22 protein-coding genes are annotated in these 22,798 nt (G+C 46.9%); all 22 read left to right on the top strand.

Annotated features, from left to right (window positions below; genetic code table 11):
• The first annotated feature begins 3 nt into the window (after positions 1 to 3).
• The 22 genes from dpsA (at position 4) to B9N86_RS10165 (ending at position 22,751) form a co-directional block, all read left to right on the top strand.
• Positions 4 to 900, top strand: coding sequence for a dipicolinate synthase subunit DpsA (gene dpsA / locus B9N86_RS10060; RefSeq protein WP_208918903.1), 897 nt, complete (start codon positions 4 to 6; stop codon positions 898 to 900).
• Positions 901 to 1,497: a dipicolinate synthase subunit B gene (locus B9N86_RS10065; RefSeq protein ID WP_208918904.1), complete on the top strand. Its 597-nt coding sequence runs from the start codon at positions 901 to 903 to the stop codon at positions 1,495 to 1,497.
• Between the two features lie 53 nt (positions 1,498 to 1,550).
• Positions 1,551 to 2,597 carry an aspartate-semialdehyde dehydrogenase gene (locus B9N86_RS10070; RefSeq protein ID WP_208918905.1) on the top strand — a complete coding sequence of 349 codons (1,047 nt, stop codon included), beginning with the start codon at positions 1,551 to 1,553 and terminating at the stop codon, positions 2,595 to 2,597.
• Positions 2,598 to 2,663: 66 nt separating this feature from the next.
• Complete coding sequence (gene dapG, locus B9N86_RS10075; RefSeq protein WP_208918906.1) at positions 2,664 to 3,878, top strand: aspartate kinase; 1,215 nt, start codon at positions 2,664 to 2,666, stop codon at positions 3,876 to 3,878.
• 48 nt (positions 3,879 to 3,926) lie between these two features.
• Positions 3,927 to 4,808: a 4-hydroxy-tetrahydrodipicolinate synthase gene (dapA, locus tag B9N86_RS10080; RefSeq protein ID WP_208918907.1), complete on the top strand. Its 882-nt coding sequence runs from the start codon at positions 3,927 to 3,929 to the stop codon at positions 4,806 to 4,808.
• A 253-nt stretch (positions 4,809 to 5,061) separates the two neighbouring features.
• Complete coding sequence (locus B9N86_RS10085) at positions 5,062 to 6,741, top strand: ribonuclease J (protein ID WP_208918908.1); 1,680 nt, start codon at positions 5,062 to 5,064, stop codon at positions 6,739 to 6,741.
• Between the two features lie 204 nt (positions 6,742 to 6,945).
• A complete protein-coding gene (locus B9N86_RS10090; RefSeq protein WP_208918910.1) occupies positions 6,946 to 7,713 on the top strand; it encodes a ClpP family protease in 768 nt (255 codons plus the stop codon).
• Positions 7,710 to 7,958 (top strand): YlzJ-like family protein, encoded by a 249-nt coding sequence (locus B9N86_RS10095; RefSeq protein ID WP_208918912.1) that lies wholly within the window; start codon positions 7,710 to 7,712, stop codon positions 7,956 to 7,958. The genes B9N86_RS10090 and B9N86_RS10095 overlap by 4 nt, the downstream gene beginning before the upstream one ends.
• 40 nt (positions 7,959 to 7,998) lie before the next feature.
• A complete protein-coding gene (locus B9N86_RS10100; RefSeq protein WP_208918914.1) occupies positions 7,999 to 10,659 on the top strand; it encodes an FtsK/SpoIIIE family DNA translocase in 2,661 nt (886 codons plus the stop codon).
• A gap of 273 nt (positions 10,660 to 10,932) precedes the next feature.
• A complete protein-coding gene (sleB, locus tag B9N86_RS10105; protein ID WP_208918922.1) occupies positions 10,933 to 11,730 on the top strand; it encodes a spore cortex-lytic enzyme in 798 nt (265 codons plus the stop codon).
• Between the two features lie 119 nt (positions 11,731 to 11,849).
• Complete coding sequence (gene yfmF / locus B9N86_RS10110; RefSeq protein ID WP_208918924.1) at positions 11,850 to 13,133, top strand: EF-P 5-aminopentanol modification-associated protein YfmF; 1,284 nt, start codon at positions 11,850 to 11,852, stop codon at positions 13,131 to 13,133.
• 3 nt (positions 13,134 to 13,136) lie between these two features.
• Complete coding sequence (yfmH, locus tag B9N86_RS10115; RefSeq protein WP_208918926.1) at positions 13,137 to 14,420, top strand: EF-P 5-aminopentanol modification-associated protein YfmH; 1,284 nt, start codon at positions 13,137 to 13,139, stop codon at positions 14,418 to 14,420.
• Positions 14,417 to 15,187 (top strand): elongation factor P 5-aminopentanone reductase, encoded by a 771-nt coding sequence (ymfI, locus tag B9N86_RS10120; protein ID WP_208918928.1) that lies wholly within the window; start codon positions 14,417 to 14,419, stop codon positions 15,185 to 15,187. The genes yfmH and ymfI overlap by 4 nt, the downstream gene beginning before the upstream one ends.
• 117 nt (positions 15,188 to 15,304) lie before the next feature.
• A complete protein-coding gene (locus B9N86_RS10125) occupies positions 15,305 to 15,559 on the top strand; it encodes a DUF3243 domain-containing protein (RefSeq protein WP_208918930.1) in 255 nt (84 codons plus the stop codon).
• A 179-nt stretch (positions 15,560 to 15,738) separates the two neighbouring features.
• Positions 15,739 to 16,506 (top strand): DUF3388 domain-containing protein, encoded by a 768-nt coding sequence (locus B9N86_RS10130; protein ID WP_208918932.1) that lies wholly within the window; start codon positions 15,739 to 15,741, stop codon positions 16,504 to 16,506.
• A gap of 33 nt (positions 16,507 to 16,539) precedes the next feature.
• Complete coding sequence (locus tag B9N86_RS10135; protein ID WP_208918934.1) at positions 16,540 to 17,490, top strand: helix-turn-helix domain-containing protein; 951 nt, start codon at positions 16,540 to 16,542, stop codon at positions 17,488 to 17,490.
• 84 nt (positions 17,491 to 17,574) lie between these two features.
• Positions 17,575 to 17,748, top strand: coding sequence for a hypothetical protein (locus B9N86_RS10140; protein WP_208918936.1), 174 nt, complete (start codon positions 17,575 to 17,577; stop codon positions 17,746 to 17,748).
• Positions 17,749 to 17,883: 135 nt separating this feature from the next.
• Positions 17,884 to 18,375, top strand: coding sequence for a YajQ family cyclic di-GMP-binding protein (locus B9N86_RS10145; RefSeq protein ID WP_208918938.1), 492 nt, complete (start codon positions 17,884 to 17,886; stop codon positions 18,373 to 18,375).
• A 201-nt stretch (positions 18,376 to 18,576) separates the two neighbouring features.
• A complete protein-coding gene (gene pgsA, locus B9N86_RS10150) occupies positions 18,577 to 19,164 on the top strand; it encodes a CDP-diacylglycerol--glycerol-3-phosphate 3-phosphatidyltransferase (protein ID WP_208918940.1) in 588 nt (195 codons plus the stop codon).
• A 102-nt stretch (positions 19,165 to 19,266) separates the two neighbouring features.
• A complete protein-coding gene (locus tag B9N86_RS10155; RefSeq protein WP_208918942.1) occupies positions 19,267 to 20,529 on the top strand; it encodes a competence/damage-inducible protein A in 1,263 nt (420 codons plus the stop codon).
• 236 nt (positions 20,530 to 20,765) lie between these two features.
• Complete coding sequence (gene recA, locus B9N86_RS10160; protein WP_208920194.1) at positions 20,766 to 21,827, top strand: recombinase RecA; 1,062 nt, start codon at positions 20,766 to 20,768, stop codon at positions 21,825 to 21,827.
• Between the two features lie 183 nt (positions 21,828 to 22,010).
• Positions 22,011 to 22,751 carry a regulatory protein RecX gene (locus B9N86_RS10165; RefSeq protein WP_208918944.1) on the top strand — a complete coding sequence of 247 codons (741 nt, stop codon included), beginning with the start codon at positions 22,011 to 22,013 and terminating at the stop codon, positions 22,749 to 22,751.
• The last annotated feature ends 47 nt before the right edge of the window (positions 22,752 to 22,798 follow it).

Raw genomic sequence — 22,798 nt, forward strand, 5'->3', positions numbered from 1 at the left:
TGCATGCTGACAGGAGTCCGTACCGTCTTTATTGGCGGAGACGCACGACAGATTGAGGTTATTCGAAAATGTGCCGAGATGGATGCGTCTGTATCGATTGCCGGCTTTGACAAATTGCAGGATTCCTTCCAGGGAGTAGCCCGAGAGCCTCTTACGGCTGAGCTGCTGTCGGGGGCCGATGTCCTGGTGCTGCCCGTCGTTGGCTGTGATGATGAGGGCCGGATCGGCGCACTGTACGCGGAAGGGCCTTTAAAGCTGGAGGAGGAACACATCCAGGCAATGCCGAAACACGGAGTAGTTTATACGGGCATGGCTAAGAGCTACTTGAGGGCTCTGTGCGAAAAAAATAACATCAAGCTGGTTGAGCTGTTGGAGCGTGATGACGTGGCGATTTATAACTCTATACCGACTGCGGAAGGCGCACTGATGATGGCCATTCAAAATACAGATTTTACGATACATGGATCGACCAGTATGGTGCTAGGTATGGGACGGACTGGATTTACGATGGCTAGGAGTTTGCAGGGATTAGGCGCCAAAATAAAAATGGGTGTCCGCAAAAGCGATCATTTCGCTAGAGCAGAGGAAATGGGCTGGAAGCCATTTTTAATTAAGGATCTGGGTGCACAAGTGTCAGATATTGACCTGCTATTTAATACGATTCCAACGATGATTGTCACAGCACAGATTATATCCAAGATGCCCCATGAGGCTGTTATTATCGATCTCGCCTCTGCACCTGGCGGATGTGATTTCCGTTATGCTGAGAAAAGGGGCATTAAAGCTATGCTTGCACCTGGACTACCCGGAATCGTAGCTCCAAAAACAGCCGGTATCATTATGGCCAACACGTTAGTGGAGTTGATTTCAGAGGAAATCAAGATTCGGGGGGATGCGTAAATGAATTGGAATGGTAAAACGGTAGGTTATGCTTTAACGGGTTCACACTGTACGCTGGAAGAAGTTATGCCGCAAATTAAGCGCTTTAAAGACGGCGGTGCAAATGTGGTGCCGATCGTATCAGGAACGATTATGACGACGGATACCCGATTCGGCACATCGGAAAATTGGCAGAAACAGTTGAAAGATATAACGGGTAATGATATTATTTCTACAATTGTTGAGGCGGAACCATTAGGCCCTTCCAAGCTTCTGGATGTTCTGGTCATCGCACCTTGCACAGGAAATTCAACAAGTAAGCTGGCTAACGCCATGACGGATGGTCCTGTTTTGATGGCAGCCAAAGCGCAAATGAGAAACTGCCGGCCGCTTGTGCTGGCTATTTCGACGAACGACGGACTTGGATTGAATGCTGCAAATATCGCAAAACTGCTGGTCACGAAAAATATTTATTTTGTTCCTTTCGGACAGGATAATCCACAGCAGAAACCGAATTCGCTTGTTGCCAGAATGGAACTAATTCCGGAAACCTGTTATGCAGCACTTGAGGGGAAACAGCTGCAGCCTATGATCATTGAACGGTTTCATTCAGCATAAGGTTTAGAATCAGTAGCAGAGACAGTTTATATCATGAAGGGGAGACATGCCAGATGAACGAGCAAAAGTTTAATGTGGCCGTTGTTGGAGCGACGGGAGCGGTTGGAGAACAGATATTAGGACTTTTAGAGAAGCGGGATTTTCCGATTGCTGAACTGAAGCTTCTGTCCTCTGCTAGATCCGCAGGGAAGGTCGTTAAATTCAAAGGTCATGATGTTACAGTACAAGAAGCAACCCCCGACAGTTTTGCAGGCGTTGACATTGCATTGTTCAGCGCAGGTGGAGATGTTAGTAAAGAACTGGCACCGCATGCTGTACGTCATGGAGCTGTATGCATCGATAACACGAACGCTTTCCGCATGGACCCGGACAAAGTTCTGGTCGTACCGGAAGTAAATGCGGAGAAGATTGATGAACATAACGGTATTATTGCTAATCCTAACTGTTCTACGATTCAAATGGTAGCTGCGCTGAAACCGCTACATGATGCTTTGGGTATATCCCGCATCATAGTTTCCACCTATCAGGCTGTATCAGGTGCAGGTAGCCAGGCAATTCAGGAAATGCTTCGCCAGAGTAAGGAAGTGCTGGCAGGAAACGATGTTCAGCCGGACATTCTGCCGGTCGGATCGCTCCCGGTGAAGCATCAGATCGCGTTTAACGCTATTCCGCAGATCGATAAATTTGCGGATAACGGATATACTTTGGAAGAAATGAAAATGGTCCGTGAGACCAAAAAAATAATGGGCGACGAATCCATTGAAGTTACGGCTACCTGCGTTCGAATTCCGGTTGTACATGGTCATTCTGAATCTGTTTATGTTGAATTCAAGAACGACTACGAGCTGGAAGATGTAAAGACGCTGCTTGAAGCCGCTCCGGGTGTTACACTTGTGGACGATCCTGCTTCACAGGCATATCCCCTTGCAACGGATGCGGCAGGCAAACCGGACGTATTTGTCGGACGTTTGCGCCGTGATCTAGGACATAACCGCGGCCTGAATATGTGGATCGTCTCGGATAACCTGCTAAAAGGCGCGGCTTGGAATGCTGTGCAAATTGCAGAAATCATCGTTTCCAAACGAAACGGCCAGGCTTAAAAGCTGGCCGTTTCATTCCATCGGCGCCTTGATTGGTTCTCCGGCATAAACAACGGAGGAATACACATGCGCATTCTGGTTCAAAAATTCGGCGGTACTTCGTTATCCTCGCCACAAGCAAGAACCCATGTCATTGAACATATTCGCCGTGAGCTTGCCCGGCAGTATCGGCTGGTCGTGGTCGTGTCGGCGATGGGCCGTCGGGGAGAACCCTATGCAACGGATACACTTCTAGATTGGAGTGAGCAGAACGGTAACGGCCTTCCACTTCGGGAAAAAGACTTGCTGCTCTGCTGCGGTGAGATTATATCGGCAGCAACACTGTGCAGTCTTCTTCAGCATGAGGGGATTACAGCGACTGTGCTTACAGGTGCTCAAGCCGGATTTATCACAGATAATCAGTTCGGCAACGCGCGAATATTGGATGTGAAACCGGACCGGGTTCGAGCAGAACTGGAGAATGTCCAGGTAGTCATTGTGACTGGATTTCAGGGACAGACGGAGTCCGGTGATTTTACGACACTTGGACGGGGTGGCAGTGACACGTCAGCCACGGCGCTGGGCGCTGCGCTACGGGCAGAAATGATCGATATTTATACAGACGTGAACGGTATTTTGACAGCCGATCCCAGAATTGTTGAGGATGCTAGACCGCTAAGCCATATGAGCTATACAGAAATTTGCAATATGGCACATCAAGGGGCGAAAGTCATTCATCCGCGCGCGGTCGAAATTGCAATGCAATCGTTGATACCTGTTCGAGTCCGTTCAACCTTTACGGATAGTGAGGGGACACTTGTTACGCAACCAGACGGCTTTCATGATGTGCAGATGGGATTCGTTGACCGGTTTGTTAGCGGTGTGGCTTATGTTAGCAACATTACACAGATTTCAGTGGAGTGTGACCGTACGGAAGGTCTCCAGTTAAAAGTGTTCAAAACAATGGCTGAAAACTCGATAAGCGTCGATTTTATTAACGTTACTCCTACAGGAGTTCTGTATACTGTATTTGATAGTGACTCGGAGAAAGCGATATCGGCATTGCAGGGATTAAACCTGAAACCGAGGAGCCTGTCAGGCTGCGCTAAAGTTTCTGTGATCGGGGGAGGCATTAACGGTGTTCCCGGGATCATGGCTAAAATCGTGGAAGCTCTCAGCGAGCATGATATTCCAATACTCCAATCGGCAGATTCAAATACAACGATATGGGTCCTTGTAAAAAAAGAGGATATGGTTCAGGCGCTTCGGGCGCTTCACAGTAAATTTGAGCTTCACCGGTAAAATTTGTTGATTACTCGGCTTTGCCAAAATAGGTAAGGAGGAAACATTGTGGATTTCGGAAGATTGATTACGGCCATGGTTACCCCTTTTGATGCAAATGGTGAGATTAATTGGGACGAGACTGCAAGGCTGATCGATTATTTAATTGTTGATCAGAAGTCTGATTCCATTGTGGTTGCAGGGACTACAGGAGAATCCCCAACGTTAAGCGAAGATGAGAAGCTGAAGTTATTCCGGTTTGTTAAGGAGCATGCGGCTGGAAGAAGCAAAGTCATCGCGGGAACAGGAAGCAATGACACGGCTCACTCCATAGAGCTAACCCAAAAAGCTGAGCAATGCGGTGTCGACGGGATTCTTCTCGTGGCGCCATATTACAACAAACCGAATCAGGAAGGTCTGTTTCGGCATTTCGAAGCTATTGCGAAATCAACCTCGCTTCCGATCATGCTATATAATGTACCAGGGCGAACAGGAATCAGCCTAAGTACTGCAACAACACTGAGACTTGCTGAAATACCTAACATTATGGCGACCAAGGAGTGTGCCTCCTTGGAACAAGTAACCCAGATTGTTACGGGGGCACCTGAACATTTCATCGTATATTCAGGCGATGATTCCGCTGCTCTACCCGCAATGTCGGTAGGTGCATACGGGGTTGTAAGTGTGGCAAGTCATGTAGCTGGCTCCGTGATGAAGGATATGATTGATGCCTATGTCCGAGGTCAAGTGCAACAAGCCGCCAAACTGCACCAGAAGCTTTTCCCGTTATATAAAGGATTGTTCGAATGCCCGGATCCGCTCCCGAATCCGTCAGCTGTTAAATATGCTCTTGAAGTGAAGGGATATAAGGTAGGAGGAGTCCGCCTGCCGTTGATTTCCCCGAGCGAAAGCGAGTCTGCATACATCCGAAAAGTGCTCGAAGACTTGTAATTCATACAGTTACGAAGACAAATAATATGCATTTATCCCATAAATCCCGAAAAACCGCCTTTTTTACACAAGAAGGCGGTTTTTCTTTTATAAAACGCCGCTTTTTAGGGGTATCCTATGCCTTACTGGGTGGGTGACTTGTGTTTTGACTTTTTCTTCATGTATAATGAATTCAAGTGACTGGGTGCGGTATATTTTTGAAATTTAATATAACATTGGTGGACGTCCAAAACTATAGGAGGGTTAGATTCATTTGTCTAAAAAAATAAATAACGATAAACTATCGATTTTCGCCCTGGGCGGCGTCGGTGAGATCGGGAAAAACATGTATGTCATTCAGTATGCCAATGACATCGTTGTCGTGGATGCGGGATTGAAGTTCCCGGAAGAGGACATGCTTGGAATTGATATTGTTATTCCTGATATTACCTATTTGACTGAAAATCGTGACAAAGTGAGAGGCATTTTGCTGACTCACGGACACGAGGACCATATTGGCGGATTGCCTTACGTATTGAAACATCTGAATGTTCCTGTGTATGGAACAAAGCTGACACTGGGTCTGGTGGAGAACAAGCTGAAGGAAGCAAATTTGCTGGGCGAAACGAAGCGAATTCTGATTCATGCAGATTCAGAAATCCAGCTCGGAAGCACGTTGAAAGCTACTTTTTTCAAAACAAATCACAGTATTCCGGATTCTGTCGGTATTTGCATCGACACACCGGAAGGTAGTGTAGTTCATACAGGTGACTTTAAATTCGATCATACTCCAGTCAATGACCAGTATGCCGATTTGCAGCGTATGGCTGAAATCGGAAGCAAAGGTGTTCTGGCACTACTGTCAGACAGCACGAATGCAGAGAAACCGGGTTTTACACCATCCGAGAAAAACGTCGGGATCGTGTTGGAAGATATATTCCGCAAAGCGGATCAGCGCGTTGTTGTAGCAACGTTTGCATCAAACGTACACCGGATTCAGCAAGTGATGAACGCGGCGGAATCTACGGGTCGCAAAGTGACTGTTATCGGAAGAAGCATGGTGAATGTCGTATCTATCGCTTCCGATTTGGGATACCTTCACATTCCAGACGGAATGTTAATTGAACCAGAGGAAGTTAACAAGATGGCTGCCGATCGTGTGGTAGTACTGTGTACAGGTAGTCAAGGCGAGCCGATGTCTGCATTGACGCGCATGGCTCGTTCGACACATCGTAAAGTGGATATTTTACCTGGTGATACTGTTATTATTGCAGCAACACCTGTACCAGGTAACGAAAAATATGTGGGACGCACGATTGATGAACTGTTCCGTCTCGGTGCAGATGTTATTTATAGCGGTTCCAATTCCGGTGTTCACGTATCTGGACACGGAAGTCAGGAAGAACTTAAACTTATGCTGAACCTGATGAGACCGAAATATTTCATCCCTGTTCATGGTGAATTCCGTATGCAGCGTCGTCATGCGTTGCTTGCTGAATCCGTAGGCGTTGATCCTGACAATATATTCATTACGGATCTGGGTGAGATTGTTGAGATTCAAGGTGGTTCTGCACGCAAAGCCGGTAAAGTGACAGCTGGTAACGTACTGATCGACGGACTGGGTGTTGGCGATGTTGGCAACATTGTGCTCCGTGACCGTAAGCTGCTTTCTCAAGATGGTATTTTGGTTGTAGTTGTTACTCTTAGTAAACAAAACGGATCCATTGTATCCGGTCCAGATATTATTTCCCGCGGTTTCGTATATGTACGTGAATCAGAAGGTTTGCTGGAAGAGAGCAACCGAATCGTTTCGAGTACATTGCAGAAGCTAATGAGTGAAAATGTTAATGAATGGGCTTCACTTAAAACAAGTGTAAAAGATGCGTTGGGACGTTTCCTTTACGAGCAAACACGTCGCAGACCGATGATTCTTCCGATCATTATGGAAGTCTAATCTTTTACAAACCAACAGAATAATCAGGCACACAGTCGCCCCTTTCGCAGGTAATATTGGACGGTTTCCTCGAAAGGGGCTTTTTATATTGTGTGCACCACTCAAAAAGTAACGAAGATGTTCTACAAAGGCATAATCCGGTCTGTATGTTTGCCATACTACACTATAGTGCAACATGACTATGATATAAGGTAGGGTGCAGATATGGAAAACAACTCAGTTAACGGTAGAAGATCAGCATTTCGAGGAGAGACGGAACTTCCGGCAGTCCCATCGGAAGAGAATAAAAAACCGACGGTCATAGATACAATCCAGCAATTAGGGCAAACCAGTGTGCCCGCAGGCGGTGAGTCCAATATTTTTTGTATGACAATAATCGGTCAGATTGAAGGACATATCGTACTGCCGCCGCAAAATAAGACGACCAAATACGAGCATATCATTCCGCAATTGGTTGCTGCAGAGCAAAATCCACGGATTGAAGGACTGCTCATTATTTTGAATACGGTTGGGGGAGATGTAGAAGCAGGTCTTGCTATCGCAGAGATGATAGCCTCGCTAACGAAACCGACCGTTACCGTTGTCATTGGAGGGGGTCACAGCATCGGTGTACCGATTGCGGTAGCTTCGAGTTATTCCTTCATCGCTGAAAGTGCGACGATGACGATTCATCCGATCCGGATGAGCGGGCTGGTCATAGGGGTACCGCAGACTTTTGAATATATGGAGAAAATGCAGGAGCGGGTCGTCCGTTTTGTGACATCCCATTCCAGAATCACTGAACAACAATTCAAAGATTTGATGTTTAAAACGGGCGAGTTGAACCGGGATATCGGTACAGCTGTGGCAGGTATAGACGCTGTGAAATACGGATTAATGAATCAAGTGGGCGGAATCGGACAGGCTTTGGCTAGATTGAACGGGATGATTGGAGAACGGAAAAGTGTTAGTTCAGGAGGTATTACCCAATGACGCTATACACCGTGATGCCGCATGAAGTGATCTGGATGGAAGAAACTCAGCTTCATCAACCGGCTCAAACGATGGACCTCCAAATTGGCAGCCTGCTTATGCAGGTCGAAGTGCTGAGTGACAACAAGGCAAAAATAATACGATTGCTAAGTTGTGAGCTTGGGGATTATTTAAATCCGCTTTATGCTCCTGGCAGTACCATTTCGTTCGTTCCTGTCATTGAACAAAATAGGGCTAAAGTCTGAAAACAGAACATAGGTACGCCACCGGAATATATGTTATAATATGGCTTCGGGGGTGACACTATTGGCAAAACGCAAGCGAAAGAAAAGGGCTGTATTTGCCTCGGTCCTAAAGTATGAAATATATGGAATAATACTGATGACACTCTCGGTGATTGCATTATCCGGAGAGGCACCGGTAGGACGCTCCTTATCTAAAATGTCAGGATACCTGCTGGGCAAATACTATTTTGTAATCCCCCTGATCGGAATTTATTACGGATTAATGGTGATGATTCACCGGAAATGGCCCAAGCGCTGGAACAGCCGTAGAACCGGGGTGCTTCTGCTAGTCCTGTCCCTGACCTTGATGAGCAGTATTAGTGGATTGGAGCCGAAGCTGGCCCCGATTGGGCAACTGAACTCGGGTAATGTGCTTACCCAGATACATAGCGATTTACAAGGTGAGCTTTTGCATGGTAAAACGGACGGAAACCATCCGGTGATGGGAAGGGATATTAGCGGAGGCTATGCAGGTGCATTGCAGTTTTCTCTCCTGCTTATGTTTTTTGGCGGAATTGGTGCCCGTCTCATTATGATTGTCATGCTGTTCATTAGCTTTATGCTGATCACAAATCTGTCATATGTGGATCTTATGCGTATGCTCCGTACCCGCTTAGTCAATGCAAGTGGACATCTACAGAAGAAAATGCAGGGACGCCAGACCAAGGCTAAAGCTTCAGCTTCGAAGGCTGAACGAAAGAAGCCGCAGAGTCTTCCGGTGTATGAGGATGAAGATGATGACAGTGATGATCTGGATGATGTTGATATGTCGTTGTCCAGACGAAAATCGCCAGTATTCTTCCAACTATTTGGTAACAAGGGCTCTAAGTCTAAGAATAAGGCAGAACAAGCGGCTCAGGACAGCGTTGTGACTTCGGGCAAGGGCGGTCCAGCTGCCATGGGAGTAGCAGGCTTTCCTGGCATGGATCCGGTAGAAGATCACTCATTCGATTATGACATGCCGGGGGATGCGAGTATACAATCACCGGCTCCGACCTCACCCATTATTCGGGATTTCTTCGAGCAGGTTAAGCATGAAGATGTAGTGGAGGAAGAGGAACCGGATGAAATGGACTCTGCACATCTCCAAGAGACTGCAACGGATGGTGCACCTGAAGGCGCTGGAGAGATGGAACCGGGAATGGCAGAACATGCCTCGAAACCCGTTTCAGGACATACCTCTGAAGGAGAGGAGGGCCCAGAGAGCACTCCTCTCACACCGCCACCGCCTCCACCGAAACCTTATAAGCTTCCTCCGTTCCGTTTGCTCTCCAAGCCTAACAACGGCGGTAAGCTGGGGGACCAGAATGACTACATGCAGACAGCCCGTAAGCTTGAAGCTACTCTTGAAAGCTTCGGCGTCCGTGCTAAAGTGTTGGAGGTTGTTCGTGGCCCATCTGTAACCCGGTATGAGATTCAGCCGGATATCGGAGTGAAAGTCAGCCGGATTGTAAGTTTAACGGATGACATTGCACTTGCCCTTGCAGCCAAGGACATCCGTATGGAGGCGCCGATACCAGGCAAATCAGCAATTGGTATCGAGGTACCGAACAATGAGGTATCTATAGTAACGATGCGGGAAGTAATGGAGACGCCGATGTTCCATGATGCACAGTCTAAGCTGTCCATTGCTTTCGGACGTGACATTTCTGGACAGACTATTGTCGGGAACCTTGCCCGAATGCCCCATCTGCTTGTAGCTGGTGCGACAGGCTCCGGTAAGTCAGTATGTATTAATGGGATTATCACAAGCATTCTGTATAAAGCCAAGCCGGATGAAGTGAAATTTCTAATGGTCGATCCCAAAATGGTCGAGTTGAATGTGTACAACGGAATTCCTCATCTGATGGCTCCAGTGGTGACCGATCCTAAACGGGCTTCACTGGCTCTCAAGAAGATCGTGGTTGAAATGGAAAAACGTTATGAATTGTTTTCCAAATCGGGTACACGGAATATTGAAGGCTATAACACACTGATGAAAGATAATCCGTCGGCGGTATTGCCTTACATTGTCGTTATCGTGGACGAGCTTGCCGACCTGATGATGGTCGCAGCACATGATGTGGAGGAGGCGATAACCCGTCTCGCTCAAATGGCGCGTGCGGCGGGTATCCATCTGATTATTGCCACTCAGCGTCCTTCTGTAGACGTCATTACGGGTGTCATCAAGGCGAATATTCCTTCCCGGATCGCGTTCGGTGTATCGTCACAGGTCGATTCCAGAACGATTCTGGATATGGCCGGAGCAGAAAAGTTACTCGGCCGGGGTGATATGCTGTTCATGCCAATGGGATCATCAAAGCCTGTTCGGGTTCAAGGCGCATTTATGAGTGATCAGGAAGTGGAGAATATTGTAGGCTTTGTCCGTGATCAAGGGCAGGCGGAATATGATGAGTCTCTTGTTCCTGAAATAGATGAATCCTCAACTTCCGATGATGAGGTGCTGGATGAACTGTATGATCAGGCGATAGGTATTATTTTGGAAGCGAAGCAGGCATCGGTATCTCTGCTGCAGCGGCGTATGCGTGTCGGGTACACCCGTGCTGCACGGTTGATCGATTCAATGGAAGCCAGAGGGGTTATCGGTCCTTACGAGGGCAGTAAGCCGCGGGAGGTTCTCATGTCGATGGAACAATATCAGCAGAGTCGAGTCAGTTCATAACTATATCAGGGGGTGTCCTAAAAGGTCTATTGACCTGGGACGCCCCCTTCGTCTGTTGTGAGACGCTGCGCGTACGAATCAGTAGGTGATAGCACAATTTTAATTACAATTTAGAAACGGGTTTTGCCTTAGGGAGGGGCAAACCGTTTCTTTTTTGCATTGTGTGAGTGACAGATCTACTTCCTCTTGGAAGGTCGTGCATAGGAAACAGGCATGCTTGTCATAATAACTTTAGCGATCCTGTTAAATCACAAGAGAAAGGTAGAGCGCAGCATGAAAAACGCAAAGATTTGGCTACTTACCGGTGTCGTGGTGTTGATAACGGCGTCTATTTTCTCCCAGGCAAAGGTCACATCGAAAACCGAAAGTACTCCACTCACGCAGGAAGCCTTGCCGACTTTCAGCCAGGCTATTGTGAAATTCGGTTCCACCGGTGAGGATGTATATGAGCTACAGGGACGACTAAAGCATTTAGGGTTTTATCACGGTAAAATTGATAGTGTTTTTGGCTCTAAGACACGAGGTTCTGTCAAATGGTTTCAATCCGAGTTCGGTATGAAGGTTGATGGTATTGTTGGTCCTAAGGTAAAACTTAAGTTGTACAATGCTACGAAAGACTGGCGTCCAACAGAGCCTAAGCTTCATGAAGGCGGGGCTGCTAACACAGGCAAAAAGAAAGAGGATGCTAAGCTTTCTTCTGCCAATCCGATGGGATTGTCAGACAATGATCTGAAAATTATGGCGAATGCCGTCTATGGTGAAGCCCGCGGTGAACCGTTTGAAGGACAGGTTGCGGTTGCTGCTGTCATACTTAACCGTGTCAAATCACCGAGCTTTCCAAACACACCATCAGGTGTTATTTTCCAACCTCGAGCATTCACAGCTGTAGCTGACGGACAAATCTGGCTGGAGCCGAACGAAACTGCCAAAAAAGCGGTTCTCCAGGCTTTAAATGGCTGGGATCCTTCGGGAGGATGTCTCTATTACTTCAACCCGAAAACGGCTACTTCTGAGTGGATATGGACCCGTCCTCAAGTGAAAACCATAGGACAGCATATTTTCTGTATGTAATGTCGCAGGGAGCAATCGAGGGTTTGTCTTCGGTTGCTTCTTCACTTTGTGATGGGTTAGAATGGAACTAAATTACACCTTGTGCACCAACAATACATGTGGTAAGGGAGTTTTGGACCTTGACGACGAGAACGGGATTTGAACACGGTACGGCTGGCGGTATCCGGATTCATGTGCTGCCGACCCGCCGCTTCAAAACATTCGCAATTTCGCTGTATGCGGGAAGTCCACTGGATGAGAACACAGTGACGACAACGGCGCTGACACCGTTTGTGCTGCGGAGAGGTACGGTTTCCTATCCGGAGACCCGGGCCTTCCGGGAGCGGCTTGAACAACTGTATGGAGCAGGTTTCGGATTTGATGTTTATAAACGCGGAGATAACCAAATTGTTCATTTTCGAATGGACACAATCAACGATTCATTTGTTCAGAGTCCGGAGAGCCTTTTGAAATCGTCTTTTGCTTTTTTGGGCGAAGCTCTCACTGCACCAACTCTTGAGAATGGAGTATTTCGTACTTCCTATGTTCAGACGGAGCGGGACACCGTACGCAAAAAACTGGAAAGCATTGTGAATGACAAAATCCGCTATGCGGCCGAGCGTTGTATTGAGGTTATGTGCAGAAATGAGCCTTACCGGCTCCATCCTCTGGGTCAGCGTAAAGATTTAGACGGTATTACGGCGGAAAGTCTGTATGAAGCTTACCGCAAATGGCTGAACGAAGCCGTATTTGATCTTTACGTTGTCGGTGATACGTCCATCGACGAAGTGAAAAAGCTTGTTGAAGAGCATTTTACCATGGATCGCTCTAGTACAGCAGAATATACGGCTTCCGTTGTTCGTTCGGACTCTTCCGAACCACAGACGGTTGTCGAGAAGCTCGATATTAATCAAGGTAAGCTGAATCTTGGTCTGCGCAGCAAAATTACGTATAGCGACAAAGATTACGCAGCAGCCTTGATGTACAACGGAATTTTGGGTGGATACCCTCATTCCAAGCTGTTTGTGAATGTCCGGGAGAAGGAAAGTCTGGCGTATTACGCATCATCCCGTTATGACGGCCACAAAGGTATCGCGACGATTCAATCGGGTATCGAGATCCAGAATTACGAAAAAGCGGTTGATATTATCCGGAAACAGTTAGACGACATGGCCTCAGGTGTCATATCGGACAATGAAATGACACAGACCAAGGCTATGATTCGGAATGTGATTAAAGAAATGCAGGATTCGGCCTTTGAGTTAATCGCTTATGATTTTAACCGTCAGCTGTCCGGTAAGGAGCGTACTGCGGAGGAACTTCTAGAGCAGGTGGGAAATATTTCAGCAGCAGACGTTACACGCGCCGCATCCGCATTTTCGCTGGATACGATTTATTTCCTGAAAGGTCAAAAGGAGGAATAGCCGGTGCAAAGCATTCATTATGAGAACCTGCAGGAAACGTTGTATTATGAAGTGCTGGATAACGGACTGCACGTGTATGTGCTACCAAAGCCCGGATTCCAAAAAACATACGCAACGTTTGCCACGAAATACGGTTCTGTAGACAATCATTTTCGCGTAGAGGGTGAGCCGGAAATCAGAGTTCCTGACGGCATTGCCCACTTTCTTGAGCATAAAATGTTTGAAGAGCCTGAAGGAGACATTTTCGCCAAATTTGCGTCGAATGGAGCGTCTGCGAACGCGTTTACAAGTTTTGATCAGACGGTATATCTGTTCTCTGCGACAGAGAATATTATGGTGAACCTAGAGACATTGATTGACTTTGTTCAGAACCCTTATTTTACGGACCAGAACGTGGAGAAGGAAAAAGGGATCATTGGACAGGAAATCAATATGTATCAGGACAATCCAGATTGGCGCGTCTATTTCGGGTTGATCGAAGCGATGTATAAAGTGCACCCAGTGCATATTGACATTGCGGGAACCGTCAAGTCGATTGGAACGATTATGAAAGAAGACTTATACACGTGTTACAATGCCTTTTATCATCCAAGCAATATGCTGCTGTTTATTGTCGGTGGTGTGAATCCGGAAGAGACCATCTCAATGGTGAAGGCCAATCAGGCTGGAAAAAACTACGAGAAGCAAGGGGAAATTGAGCGTCTGTTCGATCAGGAGCCGCTGGAAGTTGCTGAGAAACGTAAGGTAAGCCGGCTTGCAGTTTCCTTGCCAAAATGTCTGTTCGGCTTTAAGGAGAAGAGTACTGGCCTTGCGGGTGAAGATCAGCTTCGCCTTGATCTGACCACAAAGCTGATGCTGGATCTGCTGTTTGGTTCAAGCACAGAGCTTTATCAGAAACTCTATGACGAGGATTTGATTTCGGACAATTTTTCGCATGAATTCAATAGCTCGCCTCAGTACGCGTTCTCTGCTGCAGGTGGTGACACGAGAGACCCTGAGCAGCTTCTTGAGCGTATTCGTGAGGAAGTGGAGCGCTTGAAGCAAAACGGATTTAACCAGTCCGACTTCGAGCGGGCCCGGAAAAAGAAAATGGGTGGTTACCTGCGCATGCTTAATTCCCCAGAGAACATCGCGCATGAATTTACCAGATACCAGTTCAGAGGAAGCAACCTGTTCTCGGTTCTGCCGGTATATGAGTCCATTACACTGGAGGATGTTAACCGCAGACTGCAGGAACATGTGGACTGGAATCAGCTTTCTGTTTCCCTTGTTGTAAGTCCGGAATGAACAATCTTAAGGGAGAGGTTCAGAAACCGATTGGGGAAATGACAGTATTGATCACAGGAGCCAGCAGAGGCATTGGAGCGGCGATAGCTGAGCGTTTTGCCGCTGTCGGCATGAATATCATTATTCACTACATGAATTCTCATGAGGCCGCTAATGAGGTTGCACGCCGCTGTATGAGCCATGGATCGAAGGTATTGACAGTTTCTGCAGATCTGAAGGATAAGGAACAGATTTTGCGGATGCATGAAAAGCTGCAGAGTCATGGCATGGAGCCTGATATTTTGGTCAACAACGCGGGAATTTCACATTATGGCCTTCTGGCGGATGTGACAGAAGAAGAATGGGATACAGTCATGTCAGTCAACCTGAAAGGTGCATTCTTATGCACACAAGCTTTTATGGGAAGGATGGTTTCGCAACGATTCGGGCGGATCATCAATGTATCTTCAGTATGGGGACTTTCCGGAGCTTCATGTGAGGTGTTATATTCCACGAGCAAGGGAGGGCTTAATGCGTTCACAAAAGCGCTGGCAAAGGAACTGGCTCCTTCCGGTGTGACGGTCAATGCGGTTGCTCCGGGTGCGGTGGATACGACCATGCTCGGACATTTGGAGGCTGATGAAATTCGTATGCTGGAGGAAGAAATTCCGGTGGGACGCCTTGCGCAGCCGGATGAAATATCTTCGCTTGTTTACTTCTTGGCTTTGCCGGAGTCCGGTTACATCACGGGTCAGGTCATCAGTCCAAACGGCGGGTGGGTGACCTGAGGCGGTTGTATAAATCATGATGGTGCATTTCTCCACTCATAGCGAGGGGAGTACGGGGACATATTATTATTGTTCATTTTAAATCTCAATTGCCAACAAGCAGAGGAGGATTTAATCATGTCATCCGTACTCAAGAATTTCGATTCATGGAAAAAGTTCCTTGGTGAGCGTATCGTTCAAGCCGAGAAAGCGGGAATGAATGAAGATACCATTTCCCAGCTTGCTTATGAAATCGGCGATTTCCTTGATGAGAAAGTCGATCCTCAAAACTCTTCCAACCGTGCTCTTAAAGAGCTCTGGGATGTAGGTAATGAGGAAGAGCGCCGTACGATTGCCCATCTCATGGTCAAACTGGCTAAAAGCAACGCATAGTTGGAGCAGCCCCCTAAAACAGGGGGCTTTTTATTCGAAAGTTACAGAGTTGTCCTTGCCTTTCATTTTCATTTTATATATCATTAACGTGACCCATTTTTTTAAACTTTTTTCGGCATGTCCATAATTGGTAAGTAATGTCGAAGGTTGATGGAATAGAAGTTCGATGAGGTGTCTTTGTGGAATCTAAACAATGGTATATGGAGTATAAGATACATAAGAACCGTCCAGGTTTGCTCGGTGATATTGCTTCTATGCTCGGTATGATGGAAGTGAACATTCTGACGATCAACGGTGTTGAAGGTCAGACGAGAGGTATGCTGCTCGAAACAGATGATGAAGAGAAAATTGTATTAATGGGTAAAATGTTAAATAAAGTCGAAAATATAACGGTGACGGCTTTAAGACCGCCTAAACTGGTTGATATTTTGGCTGTCCGTCATGGCCGTTACATCAATCGCGACTCTGACGATCATAAAACTTTTCGCTTTACCCGTGACGAGCTTGGTTTACTTGTTGATTTTTTAGGTGAATTGTTCAAAAGGGAAGGAAATCAGGTTATTGGTCTTCGGGGAATGCCGCGCGTTGGCAAAACAGAATCGATTATCGCCGGCAGCGTATGTGCGATGAAACGGTGGACGTTTGTTTCCTCGACGCTGCTGAGACAAACGATTCGCAGTCAACTGTCCGAGGATGAAATGAATTCCTCCAATGTGTTTATTATTGACGGAATCGTAAGCACCATTCGTTCCAACGAGAAGCACTACCAGCTTCTTCAGGACATTATGTCGATGGAGAGCACCAAAGTGATTGAGCATCCCGATATTTTTGTACGGGAATCGGAATATTCTTATGATGATTTTGATATTTTGATTGAATTGCGAAACAATCCGGGTGAAGAAATCGTTTATGATACATTCACCGGTTCATACAGTGATGATCTGTAAATGACCGCAGAAATTCCAAGAGGAGGTGATGGCATGTCCGATTTGGGACAACAATTGAGGGAGGCACGTCTTCAAAAAGGGATGAGCCTTGATGATGTGCAAGAAATGACAAAAATACGTAAGCGATACTTAGAAGCCATCGAGGCAGGGGACTATAAAGTTCTCCCAGGCAGCTTTTATGTTCGGGCATTCATCAAAACCTATGCGGAAGCGGTAGGTTTAAATCCGGATGAACTGCTCGAGGGCCACAAACAAGATGTGCCCAATCCGCAGCCGGAAGCAACAATGGAGCCAGTTATTCAGAAGCGCGCCGCACGGGCGTCTTCCGATCGGAACATGAGCTGGCTTCCAACAGTATTGATGTGGACATTTCCCATATTGATTATCGCTGTTATTTATCTATATGCGGTTAAGTCTAATAATTCCGCACCGGACGACACAATTCCGCCGACAACACAGACTGATCCGGCTGACCAAGGTGGGGGAGAACAGACTCCTACGCCGAGTCCTGAAGGCGCTCAGGGCGAGGGTGGTACTGATGAAGGAAATGTAACTGATCCGGGAACTGAAACAGGCGAGGAAGAAACGGAGCCTGAAGAAAAACCGGATGAAGAGCAACCGGGCCAAGTGACTATTACAGAAGATCGCAAAGAAGGCAATATCACCGTCTTTAAAGTAGCTGCACCAACTGGAACGCCCGTAAAAGTTGAAATTAAGGCCACAGGAAAAAGCTGGGTTGAGGTTTACCGTGGATCCAACTCGAAAGGTGAAAAATTATCGTTTGGTATGATGGAAGCAGGAAACGAGGTAAGCTTTGATATCGATAGCCAGGGCATGTACGTTAAGTCAGGATATTCCCCGGCAACGGCTATTACGGTCGGGGGGCAGACGGTAACAGACGGAAAATCATCTTCACGTCTGAGGTTTGAACCGATCGATTCGAGCGCGACCGGCAGTGATAGCACCGAAACAGAAGGAGAATAGTCTTTCCTTTCTCGGGAGAAATTAATAGCGGTATGCGGAATTTGCATACCGCTATTTTCACATTCCTGAGGAGGTGGGGACAGGGTGACAGCCAGTTGGATTGTAATTGGACTGGGCATGATTGTAAGCCTTTTAGGATATTATCTAATTCCACATAATTGGGGGTACGGTATTCTCGGTTTCGGGCTTGCCCATATTATCCTGGGTGTTCTTGATATGTTCCGTCAACCTGCAAAAAACAGAGGCGGGAGCAATTAGTGGGCACAGGCTTCGTTTTCTCCTTAAGGTGAAGACGAGGTCTTTTTGCATCAATTGCAGTACGGTGGATTAGACTTCCACCTCAGTTATACCCTATAATAGAATGGACATATAGTTCGAAAGGAAGGAATAACCATGAGTTCTGAAAGTTCATTTGATATCGTGTCCAAGATGGACATGCAAGAATTGAGCAACGCGATCAACCAGGCGGAGCGTGAGATCGAGACCCGCTTCGACTTTAAAGACAGCAAAAGCAGCCTGAAGCTCGATAAAGACGCGCTTGTCATCGCATCTGAGGACGAATACAAGTTGAATGCGGTTATCGATATTTTACAATCCAAAATGGTGAAACGGGGATTATCCCTGAAGAATGTGGATTACGGCAAAATTGAACCTGCCTCACTCGGTACCGTCAGACAGCGTCTCTCGCTCAAGCAGGGCATCGATCAGGAGAATTCGAAAAAGATCAACATCCTGATCCGTGATTCGAAGCTGAAGGTAAAGAGCCAGATACAGGGAGACCAGATTCGAGTTACAGGCAAAAGCAAGAACGATCTTCAGGCGATTATGCAGCTGCTCCGCAAAGCGGACCTTCCGCTGGACCTGCAGTTCACTAACCTGAAATAAGCCTAGGCCTCCCTTCGTATGCGAGGAGGAGGTTTTTCTTTTTTTTTGACATGGACCAGCCTTAATATTATACTGAAAATCGATATTACAGGAGTTCGGAGAAGATTATTGGTGGATGAATGCAAGCAATGTTATCCGCTTAACATTTTGTACATAAAATTAGATTAGAAACTCTCAACCCCAATATAGGGAGGTTGCTTCATGAATTTACCGAATCGCATAACGTTGGCCCGGATTTGCCTAATACCCATAATGATGATTTTTTTGCTGGTGGACTTCGGTTTTTACCCGGATCCGATCGTATGGAACGGTTTTAAGCTACCATACAACCAGCTCATCGCTGGGCTGATCTTTATACTGGCGGCCAGCACGGATGGAATTGATGGTTACCTGGCGCGTAAGAACAATATGGTAACCAATCTTGGCAAACTTTTGGATCCGCTGGCAGATAAACTGCTTGTTGCTGCTGTGCTCATCTCATTGGTTGAGATGGGAAAGGTGGAGTCCTGGATCGTGGTCGTGATTATCAGCCGTGAATTTGCTGTGACCGGATTGCGTCAAATTGCCCTTCTTGACGGAGCTGTTGTAGCCGCAGGGAACTCGGGTAAGTTAAAGACGGTAATTCAGATCGTGGCTATTGTGGCACTGATGATTAACAACTTTCCGTTTGTGTTCTTTGGAATTCCGTTTGATCAGATTGCAATTTGGGCGGCAGCATTGATCACGATCTATTCCGGTGCAGAATATTTTGTGAAAAACAAACACCTTCTCAGGGGTACTGGGGCATAATAGCAATAGGAGAAATCCTATTGCTTTTTTCTTCCATTTTCACATAGATCAGGATAGGGTAATAAAATCAATAGAGAGATATAATCAGGAGGTTGTCGTGGTATGAAAGCTGAAATTGTTGCGGTCGGGACCGAATTGCTGCTCGGCCAAATTGTTAATACAAATGCACAATACTTATCCAGACAATTGGCGGGTATGGGGATTGATGTGTACTACCAGACCGTTGTTGGTGACAACATAGAGCGCATAAAAGAAACGTTGAAGCTTTCCTGCAGTCGTGCCGATATCATCGTACTGACGGGAGGCCTTGGACCGACACAGGATGATATTACGAAGGATGCCTTGGCGGAATTCATTGGTACTTCATTACATATTGACCGGATGGCGATGGATAACATTGACCGATTTTTTATGGACCGTGGTAAGGAAATGACAGAGAACAACAAGCGTCAGGCACTGGCTATTGATGGGGGAACTCCGCTACCGAATGAAACTGGACTTGCCGTTGGTAATGCAGTTACGCATGAAGGAACTCATTATATCGTGCTTCCGGGACCGCCGAGAGAGCTGATGCCCATGTTTGAGCAGCAGGCCATGCCTTGGCTCATGCAGCATGTACTTACGAATGAGCTACCACTCTACTCCAAAATGCTTAAGTTTGCGGGGATCGGTGAATCTGCGCTGGATGACCGTCTATCGGATTTGATCAGTACCCAGACCGATCCAACTATAGCGCTATATGCAAAAGAAGGAGAAGTGACGGTTCGAATCTCTACAAAAGCTCCCAGCGAGGGAGAGGCTATGGAGAAGTTGAACGAGCTTGAAGTACAGATAAAAAGCATCGTGCCTGAACATATGTATGCCAGTGAAGATGTTCCGATTGAACAAGTGATTGTCGATATGATGGCTGATCGGGGCTGGACACTCAGCGCTGCGGAAAGCTGCACTGGTGGTCTTGTTATGGAGACCCTCACATCCATTCCGGGCAGCGCGAAGATGCTGCTTGGCGGAATCGTCTGCTATACGAACCAGATCAAGCATAAGCTGATCAATGTGCCGCAACAACTGCTTGAAGGCGAAGATGCTCCGGGCGCTGTTTCACCTGAAGTTGCTGAGGTTCTTGCCGAGCAGATCCGGATGGTGACAGACAGTGACTTCGGTTTATCGGTGACAGGTGTCGCAGGTCCAGGGCATGCCGAGCGCAAGCCGGTAGGGCTTGTGTATATCGGGTTGTCTGAACGGGGCAAGAAGACTGAAGTTCATGAACTTCACTTTAAAGGAAACAGAGAGATGATACGTATCCGCGCGACCAAAGCGTTGCTATACCGTTTATGGCGCAGACTTACAGCGGTGCAGCCTCAGTAAAAAATTAACAACAGACTTGAATCATAAGTTGTCTGAAAGTATAATTGGTATACGGAAGAACCGTGGCATATCAGATGATGTGGCCGCGGTTTTTGCTGTTTTGGGAGCTGCCGCGGCTGAAGCCGGGGGGTGGAGCGTCCAGTAAAAAAAACGAATGTATGTTCGAAAAAAGGCTTGGCAAACGTGTAAAAACAAGGTATTATATTACTATCAACAGTTGAAGGGTTGTGGAAGAATTGTCAGATCGTCGTGCTGCGCTGGATATGGCGCTTCGTCAGATAGAGAAACAGTTCGGTAAAGGTTCGATTATGAAGTTGGGTGAATCAACCCATATGCAAGTGGAAATCGTGCCAAGCGGATCTTTGGCATTGGATATAGCATTAGGAACAGGCGGTCTGCCTAAAGGTCGGATCATTGAAGTCTATGGACCGGAATCTTCCGGTAAGACAACGGTGGCACTTCATGCTATAGCTGAAGTTCAAAAAGCGGGTGGACAAGCCGCATTTATCGATGCCGAGCATGCTTTGGACCCGTCATACGCCAACAAATTAGGTGTCAACATTGACGAGCTTCTGTTGTCCCAGCCGGATACGGGAGAACAAGCTCTTGAAATCGCTGAAGCACTTGTCCGCAGTGGTGCTGTTGACATTATTGTTATTGACTCCGTAGCAGCACTCGTTCCGAAAGCGGAGATCGAGGGTGACATGGGTGACTCTCACGTGGGTCTGCAAGCCCGTCTGATGTCGCAGGCTCTTCGTAAATTGTCTGGAGCGATCAGCAAGTCGAAGACGATTGCTGTTTTCATCAACCAGCTTCGTGAGAAAGTCGGTGTAATGTTCGGTAATCCGGAAACGACTCCGGGCGGCCGTGCATTGAAGTTCTATTCTACAGTTCGTCTTGATGTCCGTCGTATTGAGAGTATCAAGATGGGCAATGACATAGTCGGTAACCGTACACGTGTCAAAGTCGTAAAGAATAAAGTTGCTCCTCCGTTTAAGCAGGCTGAGATCGATATTATGTATGGTGAAGGCATTTCGAAAGAAGGAAGCCTGATTGATATCGGTACAGAACTTGATATTGTAGATAAGAGCGGTGCATGGTATTCCTTTACAGGCGAGCGTTTGGGCCAAGGTCGTGAAAATGCGAAGCAATTCCTGAAGGAACATCCGGAAATCGCAGACGTTATTGAGAATAAAATCCGGGAGTCAAGCAACCTGACTACCAATGTGCCTGTTCCTAGTGAAAGCGATAAAGCGAAGGAAGAGCAGGAAGAGCAAGAATTGTTTAAAGCAGAATAGTTCACCGTATATTTGCGGTGTCTGAAAGGCCGCCGGTGCTAATACATCACCGAGCGGTCTTCTTGAGTATATGAATCTATCTGTTTTAAGAATTTTGTATTTTAAGTAGAAACGTTTGCCGTCTGTATAGTGCGGGCGGCAAGCGTTTCTACTTGTTTACTGCGGAAGAGCAGGAGGAGAATTATGGAAGAAGAATACAATAACCAGCCAGTACCACAAGAAGAATTGAACGGTGTCTCTCATTTTCCGAATGGTGAGGATTTGATGATCACCTCTGTGGAAATGCTGCGGAAGCCCAAGCACCGCTATCTAATTACCTTTGGTCGATACAGCATGTCGGTACATGAAGATGTCATGATCAAATACCGGATGATGAAGGGGAGTATATTCCGGAAGGAAGAGCTGGAGGAGATCGTTGTTGCAGATGAGCGGCAGCAGGCTTATGTTGAAGCACTGCGATTTCTGGAACGGAAGCCTCGAACGGCTCAGGAGATTGCCCAGCGTCTTAACCAGAAGGGAATGACAGCTGACGGGATAGAGAAAACGATTATTCGACTGCAGCAGGAACGTTTAGTTGATGATGAATTATATGCCAAACAGTGGGCAGAGCAGCGGATCACAAGGCAGAAGAAAGGGCGGATGTGGGTCAGGCAGGAACTCCGTCAGAAAGGGATACAGACTGAACTCATTGCCGATGCTTTGAATGAAGTGAGTGAAGAGGATGAATTGCAGAGCGCTTATACTGTGGGACAGAAGAAATGGTACCAGATCAAAGGAGATGCCCTGGAGCGCAAGCGTAAGACGGGAGCTTTCTTGATGCGCCGGGGTTTTACGGGCGAACAGGTACGCAAAGTTATTAACAAACTGATTGCAGAGGACCGTGAAGCGGAAGAGAATCTTGAAGAGCCTGAAGTGTTTAATTGACAAATATTGCTTATTAGGACTCTAAAGTGCTGTTTTTGGATGATCAT

The sequence above is a fragment of the Paenibacillus uliginis N3/975 genome, assembly GCF_900177425.1.
Taxonomy (GTDB): Bacteria; Bacillota; Bacilli; order Paenibacillales; family Paenibacillaceae; genus Paenibacillus_AQ; species Paenibacillus_AQ uliginis.

Excerpts from the sequence above, each read along its gene's own strand:
- B9N86_RS10165 (WP_208918944.1), top strand. The coding sequence starts at position 22,011 with ATGGAAGAAGAATACAATAACCAGCCAGTACCACAAGAAGAATTGAAC.
- B9N86_RS10100 (WP_208918914.1), top strand. The coding sequence starts at position 7,999 with ATGGCTTCGGGGGTGACACTATTGGCAAAACGCAAGCGAAAGAAAAGG.
- B9N86_RS10145 (WP_208918938.1), top strand. The coding sequence starts at position 17,884 with ATGAGTTCTGAAAGTTCATTTGATATCGTGTCCAAGATGGACATGCAA.
- B9N86_RS10095 (WP_208918912.1), top strand. The coding sequence starts at position 7,710 with ATGACGCTATACACCGTGATGCCGCATGAAGTGATCTGGATGGAAGAA.
- pgsA (WP_208918940.1), top strand. The coding sequence starts at position 18,577 with ATGAATTTACCGAATCGCATAACGTTGGCCCGGATTTGCCTAATACCC.
- B9N86_RS10090 (WP_208918910.1), top strand. The coding sequence starts at position 6,946 with ATGGAAAACAACTCAGTTAACGGTAGAAGATCAGCATTTCGAGGAGAG.
- B9N86_RS10155 (WP_208918942.1), top strand. The coding sequence starts at position 19,267 with ATGAAAGCTGAAATTGTTGCGGTCGGGACCGAATTGCTGCTCGGCCAA.
- B9N86_RS10125 (WP_208918930.1), top strand. The coding sequence starts at position 15,305 with ATGTCATCCGTACTCAAGAATTTCGATTCATGGAAAAAGTTCCTTGGT.
- dapG (WP_208918906.1), top strand. The coding sequence starts at position 2,664 with ATGCGCATTCTGGTTCAAAAATTCGGCGGTACTTCGTTATCCTCGCCA.
- ymfI (WP_208918928.1), top strand. The coding sequence starts at position 14,417 with ATGAACAATCTTAAGGGAGAGGTTCAGAAACCGATTGGGGAAATGACA.
- dpsA (WP_208918903.1), top strand. The coding sequence starts at position 4 with ATGCTGACAGGAGTCCGTACCGTCTTTATTGGCGGAGACGCACGACAG.
- sleB (WP_208918922.1), top strand. The coding sequence starts at position 10,933 with ATGAAAAACGCAAAGATTTGGCTACTTACCGGTGTCGTGGTGTTGATA.
- B9N86_RS10070 (WP_208918905.1), top strand. The coding sequence starts at position 1,551 with ATGAACGAGCAAAAGTTTAATGTGGCCGTTGTTGGAGCGACGGGAGCG.
- B9N86_RS10135 (WP_208918934.1), top strand. The coding sequence starts at position 16,540 with ATGTCCGATTTGGGACAACAATTGAGGGAGGCACGTCTTCAAAAAGGG.
- B9N86_RS10065 (WP_208918904.1), top strand. The coding sequence starts at position 901 with ATGAATTGGAATGGTAAAACGGTAGGTTATGCTTTAACGGGTTCACAC.